General features: G+C 46.3%; 14 protein-coding genes and 2 pseudogenes. 14 read left to right on the top strand and 2 right to left on the bottom strand.

What is annotated here, in order from left to right; all coding sequences use genetic code 11:
• Window positions 1-38 precede the first annotated feature (38 nt).
• Complete coding sequence (locus C3F38_RS23990; RefSeq protein ID WP_233211761.1) at window positions 39-875, bottom strand: transcriptional regulator; 837 nt, start codon at window positions 873-875, stop codon at window positions 39-41.
• Window positions 876-1,330: 455 nt separating this feature from the next.
• On the opposite strand from C3F38_RS23990, the gene C3F38_RS23985 reads away from it, so the two are divergent.
• The 14 genes and pseudogenes from C3F38_RS23985 to C3F38_RS23920 all read left to right on the top strand — a co-directional run bounded on the left by C3F38_RS23985 (window position 1,331) and on the right by C3F38_RS23920 (window position 15,107).
• Entirely contained in the window at window positions 1,331-1,888 is a 558-nt protein-coding gene (locus C3F38_RS23985; RefSeq protein WP_055317037.1) for a fimbrial protein, read from the top strand.
• A 103-nt stretch (window positions 1,889-1,991) separates the two neighbouring features.
• Window positions 1,992-2,522, top strand: a complete 531-nt coding sequence (locus tag C3F38_RS23980; RefSeq protein WP_306685991.1) for a fimbrial protein — start codon at window positions 1,992-1,994, stop codon at window positions 2,520-2,522.
• A gap of 46 nt (window positions 2,523-2,568) precedes the next feature.
• On the top strand, window positions 2,569-5,118 hold the full coding sequence (locus C3F38_RS23975) for an outer membrane usher protein (protein WP_055317035.1): 2,550 nt from the start codon (window positions 2,569-2,571) through the stop codon (window positions 5,116-5,118).
• Entirely contained in the window at window positions 5,090-6,028 is a 939-nt protein-coding gene (locus C3F38_RS26310; RefSeq protein ID WP_134267820.1) for a hypothetical protein, read from the top strand. The genes C3F38_RS23975 and C3F38_RS26310 overlap by 29 nt, the downstream gene beginning before the upstream one ends.
• A 119-nt stretch (window positions 6,029-6,147) precedes the next feature.
• Window positions 6,148-6,867 carry a fimbria/pilus periplasmic chaperone gene (locus tag C3F38_RS23965; RefSeq protein ID WP_224217855.1) on the top strand — a complete coding sequence of 240 codons (720 nt, stop codon included), beginning with the start codon at window positions 6,148-6,150 and terminating at the stop codon, window positions 6,865-6,867.
• Window positions 6,868-6,901: 34 nt separating this feature from the next.
• Complete coding sequence (locus tag C3F38_RS23960) at window positions 6,902-7,558, top strand: fimbrial protein (protein WP_055317033.1); 657 nt, start codon at window positions 6,902-6,904, stop codon at window positions 7,556-7,558.
• A gap of 86 nt (window positions 7,559-7,644) precedes the next feature.
• A complete protein-coding gene (locus C3F38_RS23955; RefSeq protein ID WP_224217736.1) occupies window positions 7,645-8,145 on the top strand; it encodes a fimbrial protein in 501 nt (166 codons plus the stop codon).
• Window positions 8,146-8,162: 17 nt separating this feature from the next.
• Window positions 8,163-8,651: a fimbrial protein gene (locus C3F38_RS23950; protein ID WP_055317032.1), complete on the top strand. Its 489-nt coding sequence runs from the start codon at window positions 8,163-8,165 to the stop codon at window positions 8,649-8,651.
• A gap of 9 nt (window positions 8,652-8,660) precedes the next feature.
• Window positions 8,661-9,191 (top strand): fimbrial protein, encoded by a 531-nt coding sequence (locus C3F38_RS23945; RefSeq protein WP_055317031.1) that lies wholly within the window; start codon window positions 8,661-8,663, stop codon window positions 9,189-9,191.
• Between the two features lie 142 nt (window positions 9,192-9,333).
• On the top strand, window positions 9,334-9,873 hold the full coding sequence (locus C3F38_RS23940; protein ID WP_055317030.1) for a LuxR C-terminal-related transcriptional regulator: 540 nt from the start codon (window positions 9,334-9,336) through the stop codon (window positions 9,871-9,873).
• Between the two features lie 450 nt (window positions 9,874-10,323).
• Window positions 10,324-10,795: pseudogene (locus C3F38_RS23935) on the top strand (DUF1281 domain-containing protein); the annotation flags it as partial.
• A 723-nt stretch (window positions 10,796-11,518) separates the two neighbouring features.
• Window positions 11,519-13,108, top strand: a complete 1,590-nt coding sequence (locus C3F38_RS23930) for a GMC family oxidoreductase (protein WP_055317029.1) — start codon at window positions 11,519-11,521, stop codon at window positions 13,106-13,108.
• 52 nt (window positions 13,109-13,160) lie between these two features.
• Complete coding sequence (locus C3F38_RS23925) at window positions 13,161-14,150, top strand: PHB depolymerase family esterase (protein ID WP_071934104.1); 990 nt, start codon at window positions 13,161-13,163, stop codon at window positions 14,148-14,150.
• A 44-nt stretch (window positions 14,151-14,194) separates the two neighbouring features.
• Window positions 14,195-15,107, top strand: a pseudogene (locus tag C3F38_RS23920) (LysR family transcriptional regulator).
• Between the two features lie 670 nt (window positions 15,108-15,777).
• On the opposite strand, the gene C3F38_RS23910 reads toward C3F38_RS23920, so the two are convergent.
• The gene (locus tag C3F38_RS23910) at window positions 15,778-16,773 is read right to left on the bottom strand and encodes a hypothetical protein (protein WP_065772203.1); all 996 of its coding nucleotides are present in this window, start codon (window positions 16,771-16,773) and stop codon (window positions 15,778-15,780) included.
• Between the last annotated feature and the right edge of the window lie 30 nt (window positions 16,774-16,803).

Genomic DNA, 16,803 nt, shown 5'->3' with positions numbered 1-16,803 from the left:
CTGTTTTTGTATCACTGGTAGTGAAAAACGTTACTCATTTATGGGATATAGACCACTTCGCAAGGTTGGTGGCCTGCATTTTCTCGGCAGGACACGAGCATTTTTTCTTCAAACTGCCGGTTATCCTGCGTGATTTTGTTGTAGTAATAAACTTTGGTCTTTTTCTGGCAGTTGATATAGGCCTTTACCATGTCGGTTACCGTTTCCTTCTCTGGGTAATCCCACCCCATGCTGTATATTTGGCAACCCGCGAACTGAGTGCCGCTGAATATGTTGTTACGTGCGGAATACTGGTGGCTGGCCATGATCAATGCAGCGATGCTGATGAATAGGATGAGATTAAACCATTTATTCCAGCGCTGAAGCTGCCGCCATGCCGAAAATAACTTTCCGCTACCACGCCCTCTGGGGAGGGCTTGCCCCGGCGGTTGCGTGGGAACAACGATTTCCTCCATTATGTTTTGTTCTTTTTCTGGTTCAGCAGTGGCGTGTCGGCTAACTTTTTTTGCAACGAACTTAAACCCTTGCCGCGGGTAAGTGATTATCAACTCCGTCTCGCCAAGTTGCGCCAGATGGCGACGTAATAGTGAGATATAGTTATTCAAGTTGCTGTTTGTTCCTTTTAGTCCTCGTTCTTCCCAGACCTCTTCAAGTAATTGTTGACGCTTAATTAACATTTCATTGTTTCTAACGAAAATAGAAAGCAAGCGGCAAGCCGCGGCCGCTAGCGGCTGCATATTTTGCGGGGCGTTGACGCTCTCCAGGGTTCCTTCGTATTCATTGAACTTAACCCTTCCGTTTATAATGAAAATCATAGGAATCCTCTCATTTTTGTTTCGGGAAGGGATTTTGCGCTGAGAGGTTCTATTTTTCAATAACCCTGCTCCTCTGTGTTTTCCAATAATATTGATATCTGTCACTAAGTGATAATTTATCCATAATAAATTTTTTATGGAGATCTAATTATTGCTATAAGTTATGTCATTTTTAGTATTTATGTGTAATTTAATGGTATTTTTTAGATTTAAATATTGTATTTAAAGTGTTTGATGAAATAATATTTCAAGATCGGAGTGGGGGAGCTAAAGTAGCTTCACCCCCGGCGATGGAGGGTTTCATCGGTTGGGAAAGACATGATGAGTAAGTATTAAGTGATTGGTTTATTCCTTGAATAGTATGTAGTTGACCTATTAACCATGGTTATCTACTGCATCAGTGATAGCCGCGAGCAAAAGGCGGCTTGACTTTTAAAACATCAGGCCGTTGATACGCATTACTCATCGTTAAGAAAATACCTTATGTATTAATACGATTAAGGATAATTGGTTATATGAAACTGAATCAAATCATGCTGGCTGCCGTTATGGCGTTTGGTGTTTCTTCTCTGGCTCATGCTGCGGTTAAAGATCAGGGTCACGGTAAAGTGACCTTCAACGGTTCTATTATCGATGCGCCTTGCTCGATCTCACCTGATTCAATTGATCAGACCGTTGAATTGGGCGCTATTTCAAATGTGGCGCTGAAAGATGGCGGCAAATCCACACCGCGTCCTTTCCAGATTAAATTGGAAAACTGCGAGCTGACCGTGGATGCAAATGATCCATCGAAGAACAATAACAAAGTCTCGTTGACCTTCTCCGGTTCAGCTTCTGATGCGGACAGCGCTCTGCTGGGCATCACCGGTACCGCTAAAGGTGCGGGTATTGCTCTGACCGACGGAAGTGGTAAGAAAATTAAATTGGGTACTGCATCCGATGCACGCCTGCTGCAGAACGGTTCTAATACCCTTAGCTTCTCTGCTTATCTTCAAGGCAGTAGCACTTCCGGCGCAGTAATTGTTCCGGGTGAATTCCAGTCCGTCGCCGACTTCACCTTAGCTTACCAGTAATTCGTTAACCTAACGTAATACGTGTGATTACCGGCATGCGGGGTAACCCGCATGCTGTTTACAAGGGGACATTATTTCGTTGGGTAAGGTGATGACGTATAAGATGAACAAATTAGGAGCTCTTTGCCTATTGCTGGCGCCATTTTCTTTTGTTTCTCAGGCTATTTCTGCGTTGCAAGGCGAAGGGCGCGTCAATATGCAAGGGGCTATTAATGACGCTGCTTGTGCTATCGCTACAGAAAGCCGTGAGCAACTTATTGATATAGATATTATATCCGTTTCCGATATTGCCCGCGATGGGCAAGGTCGGAACGTACCTTTTAGCATTAAATTAGTTAACTGCGTTTTGGAACGAACAGACAAGACATTGCCGAGGTGGAAACAGTTCCAGGTGACTTTCGACGGTCGTGCCGATGGTGAATTTTTTGGCATTAATGGCGGGGCCTCAGGTATAGCGCTGGAAATAATCGATCTTGAAGGCAATGCCGCAAGGCCAGGAAAACCATTGCCATTGATGAATGTGCCACTTGGGGATTATCGGCTCAATTATGTCATGAAAGTTATGGCAAATAGTCGGCCTTTGTCTGCAGGGGATTTTTATTCATCGGTTAGATTCAAAATGGATTATTACTGAATCGATCGACTATTTCAGGGAAGTTAAAAGATAGAAGGTTCGGAATATGATGTTTTTGCCTGCTGGAAAATCATTTCGTTTATCTATTTTGAGTGCCTGGGTGGCGTTGTGCTGCTTTGGTTTCACCTCTGCTGCCGGCGCTCAGGAAGAAATCCAGTTCAACATTGATGTGCTGGACGTGAACGATCGCAAAAACATCGATCTGAGCCAGTTCGCCCGTAGCGGCTACATTATGCCGGGTACTTACGGTATGGCGGTGCACGTCAATAAAAGTGATTTACCGGAACAGCAAATCGCTTTTTATGCGCCGGATGATGATCCTAACGGCAGCCGCGCCTGCGTTTCTCGCCCTCTAATGGAACAGCTAGGGCTGAAAACGGCGCTGCACAAGGGTTTGGCTTGGTGGCATCAGGGCGAATGCCTGGATGAGGCCAGCTTGAAGGGGATGGAGATACGTGGTGACTTGGCCACCTCATCGTTGTATCTCAGCATTCCGCAGGCCTATCTGGACTATGTTTCGGAGGATTGGGATCCGCCGTCGCGCTGGGATGAAGGCATTCCGGGGCTGTTGCTTGACTACAACCTCAATGCGCAAACCCAGCATCAGATACAGGCGGGTACGCGTGGCTATAGCATGAGCGGTAACGGTACTGCGGGAGCTAACTTGGGCGCTTGGCGGTTACGGGCAGATTGGCAGGCGCAGCTAAATCACCAGACCGGGTCGGGGCAACCGACTGACAAGCGTTTGGACTGGAGCCGTTACTACGCTTATCGGGCCGTGTCGGCGTTGCGATCAAAACTGACGCTTGGCGAAGGCTATCTTGATTCCGGGCTGTTCGATAGCTTCCGCTTCGGCGGCCTGAGCCTGCGGTCAGACGACAACATGCTGCCGCCGAACCTGCGCGGTTATGCGCCGGAGGTGACGGGGGTGGCGAAGAGTAATGCTAAGGTCATCATCAGCCAGCAGGGGCGGGTGCTGTACGAAACCACGGTGGCGGCGGGGCCGTTCCGTATCCAGGATTTGAATGATGCGGTGTCTGGTGAATTGAATGTGCGGGTGGAAGAACAGGATGGCAGCGTACAAGAGTTCACGATGAACACCGCCAGCATTCCGTATCTGACTCGGCCGGGATCGCTACGCTACAAGCTGGCTTTGGGGAAACCCTCCGATATTGAACATCGTTATCGTGGCCCCCTGTTCGGTACCGGCGAGCTTTCCTGGGGGGTGAGCAACGGCTGGTCGCTGTACGGCGGCGCATTGCTGGGGGGCGATTATAATGCCGTGGCGCTGGGCATTGGCCGCGATCTGATGCTGCTGGGGGCTCTGTCGTTCGATGCCACCCAGTCGCGCGCCAAATTGCCGTATAGCGGTGAAATACTGAGCGGCGGCTCATACCGGCTCAATTATTCGAAGAGTTTCGATGAGTTGGACAGCCAGGTGACCTTTGCTGGCTATCGCTTCTCGGAGCAGAATTTTATGAGCATGAGCGAATATCTGGATGCGCGGGAGTACGGCAGGCGTTTCGGCAACGGCAAGGAAATGTACACCATTACCTACAATCAACAGTTGCGGAATTTGGGGGCGAGTGCCTATCTCAATTACAGCCATCAAACTTACTGGGATAGGCCAGCCAACGATCGCTATAACCTAACGCTGTCGCGCTATTTTGATGTCGGCCGCGTTAAAAATTTGGGGTTATCGCTGTCGGCGTATCGTAACCGCTACAACGAACGCAACGACGACGGTATGTATCTGTCGCTGTCGGTGCCATGGGGGAATGGCGCGACGTTAAGCTACAACGCGATGCTCAAGCGCGACGACAACACTCATCGGGTGGGCTATTACGATCGTTTGGACGGTCGCAGTAACTACCAGCTCAGCGCCGGCGGCTCGCGCAGCGGCGCCAATCTGAGCGGCTATTTCAACCGCGAGGGTGATATGGCGCGGGTAACCGCTAGCGCCAGCTATCAGCAGGATCGCTACAGCGCGGTTGGCTTATCGGCTCAGGGCGGCATGACGCTCACCGCCGAAGGTGGAGCATTCCATCGCAGTAACCTGCCGGGCAGTACCCGATTGTTGCTGGACACGGAAGGCGTGAGCGGCGTACCGGTGCGCGGCTATGGCAACGTAGCAGGGACCAACCTTTGGGGGAAAGTGGTGGTGGCGGATGTCAACAGTTACTACCGTAACAAGGCCAGTATCGATTTGGACAAACTTGGCGAGGGGGCGGAAGCGGTTAAATCGGTGGTACAGGCGACGCTGACCGAAGGTGCCATCGGCTACCGCAGATTTGAAGTGATTGCCGGGGAGAAGGCGATGGCGGTAATCAAACTGGCAGACGGCAGCGAACCGCCGTTTGGCGCCACGGTGCGGAATGCGCGCCAGCAGGAGACCGGCATCGTTAACGATGGCGGCAGCATTTATCTGAGCGGTATCAAAGCCGGTGAAAGTATGACCGTGCACTGGGAGGGGGCCGCACAGTGCACAGTGCAACTGCCGATGTCATTGCCGCCAGAGATACTGGTGAATAATTTACTACTCCCTTGCCGGGCATTATCGGGAGTAAATGAATATCAATCGGAAAGTGGAGCGTAACTTGAGAGGGCTAATTATCTTTATATTCGTTGCACCCATTTATTTCTATAGCGCAATGGTACAAGCAATATATGTTGATGGCGGGTTCACCGCTTGGCGTTGGGAGGGAGAACCACCACTGCCGACACAGCAATCTCGATGGGTTGAGATTAGCTTTCGCTTTTCCTCCATTATGTTCGATGACTATGACGAAATATTTTCCAATGGGAAAAAAGTTCGCTGTAATAATCAGGGCTGTCGGTTTGTATTATGGATCCACAGCTACTCGGGGATAGTCGTGTCGCCAGGTGTTTTTTTCGCTCCCGGCGGCACTTTATTGGCGTCGTCTTACGAGGCCAACCAATGGGTCAGGAATTCGATGCCATATGAAGATTCGATAAGATTTAAATACGATTTAAATAACAATGACCGACGGTGTATGTTTCTTCATTTAGAGACCGGATCTCACACCCACATATTAGGTTCCACTTGTAACGGTGTACTTCCGCCGCTGCCGCCAACTACACCAGAGCCGCCACCACCGCCAGAGCCGTTATCTTGCGCGGTGGCATGGCAAAGCAGCATTGAGATTGATTTTGGCGTGGTGACGGCGGGCGAAAGCAAGGCTAAAGGCTTGGCAGCCAAACTGGTCTGTCAGGGCGGAACGTCAGGAAAAGCCCGCCTCAGATTTACGGATGTCAATCAGATAGGCGCAGATACGGTAACGTTGCGAAAGAGTGGCTCAAGTGAGGAAATAAAAGTGAAGCTATCGGTTGGCGATGCCAATTCATCTAATGAGAAGATAATTGATGTCTCACCAGGATTTAATACGACTTATGCGTTTATAGCCAAATTAGACGGCACACAACTGAGCGGCGTTGATGGCGGCACTTTTTCTGGCAATGCGCTGATTGTATTTGAAGTCATTTAGCAATTCTAAAATATACGATGTTATTTAACTCGGTAGCTGAGGTGATTATTGAGCTGCCTGGAGGAAGGTTATTTATGAATACGTTTATGCAATATAATGTTACGCGAGCCGTATCGGCAATGGCATTAGTTGGCGGTGTCTTTTTGTCGATGCCGTCACAGGCGGCCATCGCTTTGGATCGCACCCGGGTTATTTTCGACGGCGGCCAGCAATCAGTGAGCCTGAGCGTCAGCAATCAGAATAAACAGCTACCTTATCTGGCGCAGGGCTGGCTGGAAGATGAGCAAGGCAACAAGATTCAAAGCCCGTTGACCGTGTTGCCGCCGGTGCAGCGTATCGAACCGGGCAAGCCAAGTCAGGTGAAAATCCAGGCGTTGCCGGCGGCCAAACAGCTGCCTCAGGACAGGGAGACGCTGTACTACTTCAATCTGCGTGAGATCCCGCCAAAGAGCAATAAACCGAACTCGCTGCAGATCGCACTGCAGACGCGCATCAAGCTGTTCTATCGCCCCGCGGCGATAGCGCCGGAGCGCAACGCTGCGCCATGGCAGGAGCAATTAACGCTGACCAGGCAAGGCGATAAATACATCGTCAATAACCCGACACCGTATTACGTCACCATTATCGATGCGGCCGGTCGTAAAGGCGTAGCGGGCGCGCAGAACTTTGAACCGTTTATGGTGCCGCCAAAGGGGCAGGTGCCGCTGACAGCAAGTGCTACCAGCCTGGGGGGCAGCCCTGTGTTGACCTATATCAACGACTACGGCGGGCGGCCGCAACTGACGTTCAATTGCCATACCGGCAGGTGCAACGTCGTACCGGAGAAAAATAACTCGTGAGATAACCGGTGGCCGTAGTGGAGGGAGAAAACATATGGCTCGTAGGCATGCAATACCTGAAATCTGGCGCTATAGGGTAAATGGATGGCGATATGGGCTCGCGCTAGCGGGCCTGGCATTGATGGTGCCACTCAGCGTAGCGATGATGCTATGGCTGATGCCGGCCTCGCAGGCAGCGGACAATTGGCAAGTGGAAGGTTCCAATGGCGTACTGCATATCAGCGGTGCACTGGCCGAGAGTGCCTGCCGATTGGAAATGGCTTCAGCCCGGCAGGATGTGTGGTTGGGGGAGGTAGCGACCGGAAGGCTTGAACAGGTGGGCGCACGTGGTGTACCGGTGGCGTTTGAATTACGTCTTCGTGACTGTTTGCGCAGCAGGGCGGCCAGTCGGGATGAGCGTACGGGAATTTTAAGCTGGGCACCGGATCAACCGGCGGTCAGAGTGAGTTTCAGCTCGCGGGCCGATCGGGATAACCCGCAGCTGGTAAAAGCGCAGGGGGTGGGTGGCATCGGGTTGCGCATGTTGGATGAGCACGGCCGCAATGTGCGCCTAGGCAGCCGCGGTGAACCGCTGTGGCTGACTCCAGGGAGCAATGTGTTGGCTTACAGGGTAATGGCCGAGCGTACGGCACAGCCTCTGGTGCCCGGCAGTTATCACGCCGTGGTGGATTTTCATTTGAGCTATGACTGAGGGGGCCGTCTGCGCCGCGAACAGCTGGCGCTGGCCGAAGCGCGTCGTCATGAGAAAGGAAAGCAAGATGGCTAAGGAGTAACGGGGTGAAAAAGGGAACCAAAATTCGACAGGCCATGGCGGCGTTGCTGTTGTGCGGCTGTGGTGGTATGGCTTTCACGCAAGCCGCGACGGTGAAAGTCAGCGTGACGGTGGTGCAACCGTTGCCTTGCACCATCAACGGCGGGCGGCCAATTGAGGTGAACTTCGGTGATGAGCTGATGACGACACGCATCGATGGTTACCGTTACCGCGTACCGATAGATTTTTCGTTTACCTGCACCAACCCCTATAAAAGCGCCATGCGCATGCAGGTACGAGGCGGCACGGCCAATTTTGGTCAAGGGTTGCTCGGCACTAATCGCGACGGTTTAGGCATCCTCATCTTACAGAAGCAAAGCGGGAATCAGCTGCCGCTGAATTCTTGGCTCAATTTCACCTATCCCAATCCGATAACGCTGGATGCCGTGCCGGTAAAACGGGCAGGTGTCAATCTGGAGACGGGGGAGTTTACCGCATCCGCAACTCTGAGAGTCGATTATCAATAACCACTGGGAGTGAATTTATGAAGCCTTACTTTTTCCTTCCTGTTGTGTGTCTGCTTCTATGGAGCCAGGGTTCTCTGGCTGCCGAAGAGGTTGCGATGCAATTTCGTGGCGGTTTGATCGCCCCACCTCCGTGCGTGATTAACGCCGGAGCGAAAATAGATGTCGATTTTGGCTCCCGCGTGGGGATCAAAAAAGTGGATGGCGTGAACTACCGCCAAGCGATCGATTACCACCTTGATTGCGAACCGGGGGCACGGCCTTGGGAGCTTAGGTTAACGTTGAAGGGGAACGGTACCGCTTTTGATGGGGCCGCGCTGCAGAGTAATAAAGCGGATCTGGGGATCCGCGTTTATCAAAATGACGAGCCTTTTATGATCTACAGCTCTATTTCCATCGATCCCAGTAGCCCGCCGCGGTTGGAGGCGGTGCCGGTTAGCAGACCGGGGGCCACGTTGACGGAAGGCACTTTTTTTGTGACCGCGACATTACTGGCCGAGTTTTCCTAGGGGTTTGATATGAAAGACTTTTATTTTTTTTCTGCGGTGATGGTGTTATTGATTGCGTTAACGCCACACGTCCGGGCAGAGGATAACCTGTATTTCCATGGCGAGCTGGTGGCGGAGCCCTGCGTGATCCCACCGGGCAGTGAAGTTATCCCGCTCGATTTTGGCACCGTGATAGATAAATATCTTTATAGCTATCAACGTACGTTACCCGTTCCATTGGCCATTCAACTGGCGGAGTGCGATCTAAGCCTGGGGCAATCTCTGACGCTAACATTTGTCGGTAGTGAAAACGGCAGCTTGCCCGGCTATTTGGCATTGGGCGCCGGCAGCCAGGCCAGAGGCGTTGCCATCGGTCTGGAAAGCATGGAGGGAAAAGCTCTACCGCTGAATCAGCGGGGAGAAAAGATCTCACTGGTAAGCGGTAATAATCAGATCCGTCTTCAGGCCTATATTCGAGGTGAACCGCTTGCTCTCCAACACAGAACCATTGTTCGTGGGGATTTTAGCTCTGTTGTCACCTTTAACCTGGAATATGAATAGATAGGCACGGAAGGTTTGGTTAAAGAATTTTATTCTGCCATCGCGGTTATTTTAGGGTGTAATTCGTTTCTTATGATTTCCCTTTGCCTAGCCAACAAACTCGTTTGCCGCCAGTCTATCCACATTTTTTAAGAGGTGAATAATGGAGCGAATCAATATCGTTATTGATGATGACAATGCTTATTTTGTGACGGGACTACGTTTCAGCATTGCGGAATATGCGGAAAAAAATCATAAGACGGTAAGTTTTTTGTCGCCTGATGATGACGTACAGGCTGACATGGTGATTGCCGTATCGATGTGGCGCGCACAGCGATGGCGTAAAATGAATCCTTGTGAAGCCGTGTCGGCTATCATGACTATTAAAGAAAAAAGAATAGGGCGCGTTAATGAGAGTGAGAATGTCCTTTATCGAACCGATAACCGGAGCAGATTGTTTGAGTTGTTGGCGAAGAGCTTGGCTAAAACTCCTGCTGAAAGACAGCTTCTCGGTTATGTACTGACGAGCAGGGAAAAACAGGTAATCGATTATCTAAAAAAAGGCTTTGATCAATCAAAAACAGCCAAATTCCTAGGGATAAATGTAAAAACGGTACATAGCCATAAACGGTCGGTTATGAAAAAACTGATGCTGAATCGCCATCGAGAATTTATGTATTGGTTAATATCGCAAGATGACTAATCTTTTTTTGAAAAGTGATGGCTTGCTATTCTATTGGTTTTAAATTCTTCTTTTTTGATAAAAGGAACTTAAGTGTTTTTTTTGCTTTCTGCAGTAATACTATTTTTATTTAGCCTGCTGTCTTTTTATAAGCATTTTAAATTAGTCAGGAAAAGACGGTTGATTTTTAGTCGTCATAAGATTTCATGGTAGGAGACAACGCGGGAAATTTTAATAAACGGTACAGCCGACTTATTCATCTTGGGCAACGGTAATAAGTACCGGGGTATTGCTCATTCACACCTGCAAAGGCATTCCCTTGTTGGCGGCCACTTGCTGATTAACCAACCGAATAGGCTAACCAGGGTGTTTTCCGCCTGATACGGCCCCAAGTTGGTATGCTGCACAACAACCTTTCTGCCATTGATGATTGCCTGGCTGTAACCGACCTTGATCACTATCGCTTAACGCATAACGGGTGAGAACATTCGCCTGATAGAACGACTCTACCGCCAGTCGGGTATCGATGCGGTGAAATGGGAGAACATCCTCCAACGTCGCGAAGGCGGGTATGGCGGATGTGCTTTCTCGCCAGTATGCGGACTGGTTCGGTCTGGTGGGGGTTAGCCCTGATATCGATGCCGGCATCTGCTGGGAACGTTTGGGGATAATGCCTGAATATATCGCACCGTGCGATATGCTGATGCTGATCCCGACGCGTCTGGCGACCGAACTGAATGGCTCTGGTGGACTGCTGCGTGATGTGCCGACCACTGTCGAGCTCTATGGTCGACAGTACGGCGTCGAATGGCCGGCAGGCCATAATGTCGGCTGTGTACGGGATGGCATTAACACGTTGACAGTGCACTTTGATTCCCCATGGTACCCGCCAGCCGGCGAGGTTATCGGGAGAGTGTCTGAGTTGTTCAGTTGCCAGGTGGACCCTGACCCAAAATCCTGCTCCATTCAGAAACAGAATTCCGGCATGATTGAAATGCTCCCAGGAAGAATATTGACTGTCCTGACTCGGCAGGCAGAGTGGGTTGGGGAGTGCGTCTCGCTAGAACAGAATGGAGTGGGCGCTGCCGTATATCTCTCGCAGCTATTTGGTATGCATAAGTGACTTTTCCTCCATTTTGGTAAGATGTGTGACATTTAGATTTTAAGCGTGCTGAGTTTGATTACACTCGTAAATATATCGATAGATCAAGATGATGAACTGTCATGTATAGCGCTACATTAAACGTATTGCTTTGGTTGTTAATTATTAATGTAATTAAGAATTCGGTATGAGGGGTATCGCTTAGGTATAGTACTTGTATCGACTGCGAAAAAAAGATTTTTAAAGAGGCAATGGCTGAGGATGATGTTGTTTTTTTGGGGTTTTATCATGAGTGATAAAACTTAATGGTAAGAAAAGCTTTTATTAACTATAGTATTTTACAAATATAAATGTATGGCGATGGTGTATATCATCGGTTCAAATATGCAATTAATATTAAGCTTTGTGATAAAAAATGACAATAAAAGATGTGATAAGTTTAAGGAACGATTTGTGCTACAATTTTAGGTTTTTTCTTAAAAAAAACAGATTGTCACTTTTTGTTAAAAGTAGCAAGGGCACTTAAAATACCCTAGCCCCATTGAATACAGATCAGAGGTTGTCATGAATAAGAACTATTTTGATGTTGTGATCGTGGGTAGTGGCGCGGCTGGTTGTGTCGTTGCCGATTATCTTGCTACAAATACGCAGGCAAGTATCGCTGTTCTAGAGGCCGGGAAGACTGACCTGGATCCAATGATTCATATCCCAGCAGGTTATTCTGAAATTCTTGCAAAGGATAAGCATGTTTGGCTTTACGAGACAGTACCCCAACACGGGCATGTTCAAAAGTTCAGAATGGGTAAAGTTGTGGGGGGAGGAACATCAATAAATGCCATGTGTTATGTCAGAGGACAAAAGCGTGACTTTGATACCTGGCAACAATCTGTTAACGATGAAGAATGGTCCTATGATTCATTATGGAAAACGTTCGTTGAACAAGAAAATAATGATACTTTCCATAATAAAAATCATGGCATTAGCGGGAATCTTTCAGTACAACTTCCCCATGGTATTAACAAATTAAATCAGTACTGTATGAAGGCATTTCAAGAGTTTGGGCTGCCTTATAACCCAGATTACAATGGCGATAGCCAATTTGGTGTGTCTCCTGTTCAAAGTAATATAGGTGATCAGAAACGTTGCAGTGCAGTTGTTGCTCATCTACAACGCCATATCGATTCAGAACGTGTGGTTGTGCTAACAAATCATACGGTAACAAAGATATTGTTTGATGGCGATGATGCTAATGGTGTTGAAGTTGATGTACAAGGAAAGAGGAAAGTCATTTCGGCAGGGCTTGTGATCTTATCTGCAGGGGCTGTTCAATCACCAAAAATATTGATGCACTCAGGTATTGGTCCTAAAGAAGAACTTAATAAGTTCTCAATTCCTGTAAAGGTAGATCTTCCTGGGGTTGGCAATAATCTTCAAGATCATCCAGTGGTAACTGTTAGTGCCTATGTGAAAGGAAAATTAGGCTACCAACAATCTGCTGTTGGGTTTGGTATGATAAATACAGGTATAAAGTATATTATAAGTAAAGATGGCCCGGCAGCCGGTAATGGTCTTGAATCTGTATCTTATTGGAACCCAGTGGGGGGAGGTACTGATCCAACAGTGCAATGTTATCACGAGCCTATTATATCTACAAATAGATTAAGCCCTACAGGAACTCGATCTGGAATTACATTTGCGTTGATAGTTCTCCAGCCTCGTAGTAAAGGCTGGGTCAGATTGGCGGATAATGATCCACTGTCTATGCCATTAATAAACCCGAATTTCATGATGGAAGAGTATGATATAAATACCGCTGTTCAGGCTGTGAAAGATATAAGAAAGGTAATGAAGCAACAATCTTTATGTGATTTGATAGAAGAAGAAGTAATGCCGGGAAGCAACATAAAAAGTGATGAGCAGATTGCAGATTTTGTTAAATCGGTGGCAACCACGATGTTCCATCCAGTTGGTACGTGCAAAATGGGGACGGATAAGGATTCGGTTGTGGACTCTAATTTAAAGGTTCATGGTGTGAATAAATTACATGTTATTGATGCATCAATAATGCCAGCAATAACTAGTGGGAATACTAATGCTCCAACCCAAGCATTGGCTTTAATTGGGGCAAAAAAAGTAAAGAATACTTATTTCTAATGTTCAATTTGTTTTTAAAAGTGGTTGTTCAAGCTTAGAGTCAGGAGGTTATATGAGTTTTTTCAGTAAATTTATTTTTTGTTGCAGTGTCATTTTTATTATGGCAACAGGAAGCTCTCAGGCTAAGGTTTTCTCAATTGAACCTAAAGATATGCCTTCGGCACCGAAGCTTACAGGAAAATTCTACAATTCCACTATCAATAATGATGGTTCAGAGCGCAAGTTTTGGGCGTATTTACCTGCGGATCTTCCTCCGAATTCACCCTTGATTATTGTTTTACACGGTTCGGAAATGAACGGTGTAAGTATGAGGGAAATGACCGGTTATGAATTTGACTGGTTTGCCGATCAACGTAAATTTGCTGTTGTATATCCGGAAGGTTATAAGAATAACTGGAATGATTGCCGTAAGAATGCGACATTCCCAGCAAAAGTAGAAAATATTGATGACGTCGGTTTCATTAAGACTCTGATTAGTGAGTTTGTCCAAAAAGCCGGGGTAGATCCAAAACGAATTTACATTTTTGGATACTCTAACGGTGGCCACATGGCGTTACGAATGGCACTAGAACATCCAGATAGTGTTACGGCAGTGGCTGTCGTTGGGGCTAGCATGCCGAGTACTGATGACTCATCCTGTCCTTCTCAAGGAAAGACATCTCGTATAATGTTTATAGATGGAACTGCAGACCCGATAAACCCGTTTAATGGCGGTGTCGTTACATTATTTGGTAAAGGATCCAGAGGTAAAGCATTATCAGCATTAGACTCAGCAGAAATCATTGCGAAACGGAATGGTATTAATACCACTCCCCGAGTTATAACATTTGAACCAAAATTGCGGAATGATCCTACATGGGTTAAGAGCTCTGTATGGTATAAAGATAATGAGCCATTCGTTTCATTTGATGCAGTTTATGGCGGTGGGCACGTTATTCCTCAGCCCATAGTTGCTTTTCCTAAGATGTTGGGCTCTGTTACTAGTGCATTAAATGCTCCTCAATCGTCTTTAGATTTCTTTGGTATAAACGCAGATAGATAATTCTATTATTCAATAAGAATGTAAAAAGGCTGGGAATTGAGAAGATGAGTGATGATATCAGTCAAGAAATAACGTTTCGTAAACTCAGGGTTTTTATTACATTTATGAAGTTAGGTAATATTGCTCGTACTGCGGAGATGTTAGAACTTAGCACTGGCAGCGTTCATCGGGCTTTGCATTCATTGGAGGACAGCATAAATTGATACATAAAGGGCGAGCTCTTGTAGCGCTGCCTTCTGCCTGGACTTTGCTAAAATATTGTACTGATCTGGCTGCGCAGATGAGTACGGCTATTAAGGAAACTCAGAAAGTCGCAGGGGTTGGAGGTGCCGCCTTAGGATCGGTACGTTATATTCTCTTGCACTTGAGACAATTCCAGTATTAATTATGGGAATGAAGCGTCGGCGACCAGAACTCGAAGTTGATCTTGCTATGGGATCTAATCGAGATTTGCTCAATATGCTTGAAGACAATACACTTGATGCAATATTGATAGTCACAAGTGATAATGAATTTAGCAAGTCAAAATTTGATATTGTTCCTTTGTTTGAGGGTGATATATTTTTAGCATTATGTTCTAGTAAAAAATGGATGTAAAAGATAACTCCGATTTGCGTAACTATGTTAATTGCGATTTTATCACTTTAGATGAAGGCTTTGCTACTTATACATCTTTCAAAAAATGTTTCGTTTAGCGGGCATTGAGCCTAAAGCAATCACTACAGTGAGCGATATTTTCTCAATGTTAAACCTTGTGCAAGCTGGAATATATATATCGCTTATTCCATCAAGAGTGAAGAGTTTCTATGAAAAAACATTCAGTTTATCAAATTGGCAAAATCATATCAGGCAAAGCAATCTATTTCGATTGTCTATTTACATCAGCGCCAGCATGATAAGGATTTGCTAGCGTTAGCAGCGGAGGGGCGGGTTTATGCTCGTGAGCTCAACAAGTAAATAATGTTGCATCATCTATCTTTCAATCAAAGAGATCATAGTATTCCTTTTATCATGAGGAAACTTAGTGAAACAATATATGTATAAGACTTATGCGGTCTTTACTTGGCGGGTCTGTTCTACCTTAACTTAAGGCAGCTGATCCTATTTCAACTCTAGAGACTCTTACAATTATGCTTGTGCTTGTGCTTGTGCTTGTGCTTGTGCATGGTTACTTCCTAGTCTTTATCGAATCTCAGTGAATGAGGAGGTTCTATATATTGAAGATGTATTCACTCCGAACATATGAATCTAGCGTGTGGTTATTGTACAGACATAGATAGGGGAGGATCAGAAAAACGGGTCTATTTACAGTTTTATATCTCAAAACAGGTGGCTTAATGAACAATGAAACTAAGTGTACTTTCCCTTGAGTTCAAGCTGGAATGCGCGCAGATGATTGTTGATAAGGGCTACTCATATCGATATAAAAATGAAGCGATAAATGCGGTTCTGCCACCCAATCGCTAATTGCGCAAGTCGTGCCCTTATTCTGAGGGAGGTTTGCAATGAGGAATGAACAATGCCGGTGAGGGAGCGGTGCATTGTAATGAGTCGTTCTATTATCAAGTTTAGTGACCGCCTGGGCGGTCACTTCTAAAAACACACAGAGCGTTGTAAATGTCAAAAATTAATTGCTGTTATTTAAATCATCCTTCTTGTAAATTGCTATTTTTTTGCATCTAAATGACGTCAGCCAATATTCATTATTTATTTCAATAGCTCCAGTGGCTGAGCAGAAGCTATTGTATATCTTGTCTGATATTATCGTTTTTTTCGTTAAAAGTGAAGTGTCTACAATATCAACCTGAAATGGTATTTCATAATCTGGTAATAGTTCAATTGCGGTCAATAAATCTTTCATTGGCATTTTTTGTCCGCAAACAACGATGTTGTCTTTGTTTTTAGACCACTTAATGTTATCAGGATGAAATTCAAGCTGTAGTTTCTTTGTTGATGTTGCGATATTGTCCTGGCATTTTATCTTTAAAATATAGCCCCCGCCCCATATCGCTGAATATATAGTTTCTCCATTATTTGAAGATAAAATACCATTGGGTGCACTAATGAAATCAATGCCTTCTATTTTTCTCCAGCCTTCCTTTTGTGACCATTTTAAAATCTCTCCACCAGGCTTATTATTGATAAGCTTGTTTCTTTTCTCTTCGTCATGTTTGTTCCAAATGTTAGTAGCTACAATGCCATTATCATTTAGCGATGAGACCGCATCCAACTCTGCACCCGGCGGGGCAATAATGCAACCAACCCAGGAAAGACTAGGTTTTCCATTGAGCAAGGAGACGTCAAAAATTTCTACAGACTCTCTATGCCCATGGTTTATCACATATAGCTTATGTGAGTGTTGATCATAATCCAAGCCATGAGTTGACATTAAATTTAAATCGGGTAGCGGCGTGGCATCAGGATAGTTAAGTATGTCATGTTTTATCTCTACATCTTGCAGATTGATAGATTCATGAGTTTTTAATACAGTATTGAATAAGTACAGTCCGGTAGGGGTACTTTTGTTTGAATAACTACTACCTATAGCAAAATCATCGCTTATGATAACCATGTCCTCGACGTTAATTGCCTCTGTAATGTATTCATATTGATTGTTGTTCATGTTGGCCTCGCTTTTTAAAAATGGAAAGGT

The sequence above is a fragment of the Serratia sp. SSNIH1 genome (assembly GCF_002935055.1).
Classification (GTDB): Bacteria; Pseudomonadota; Gammaproteobacteria; order Enterobacterales; family Enterobacteriaceae; genus Serratia; species Serratia nevei.
This window is presented reverse-complemented; position numbering and strand designations above follow the sequence as displayed.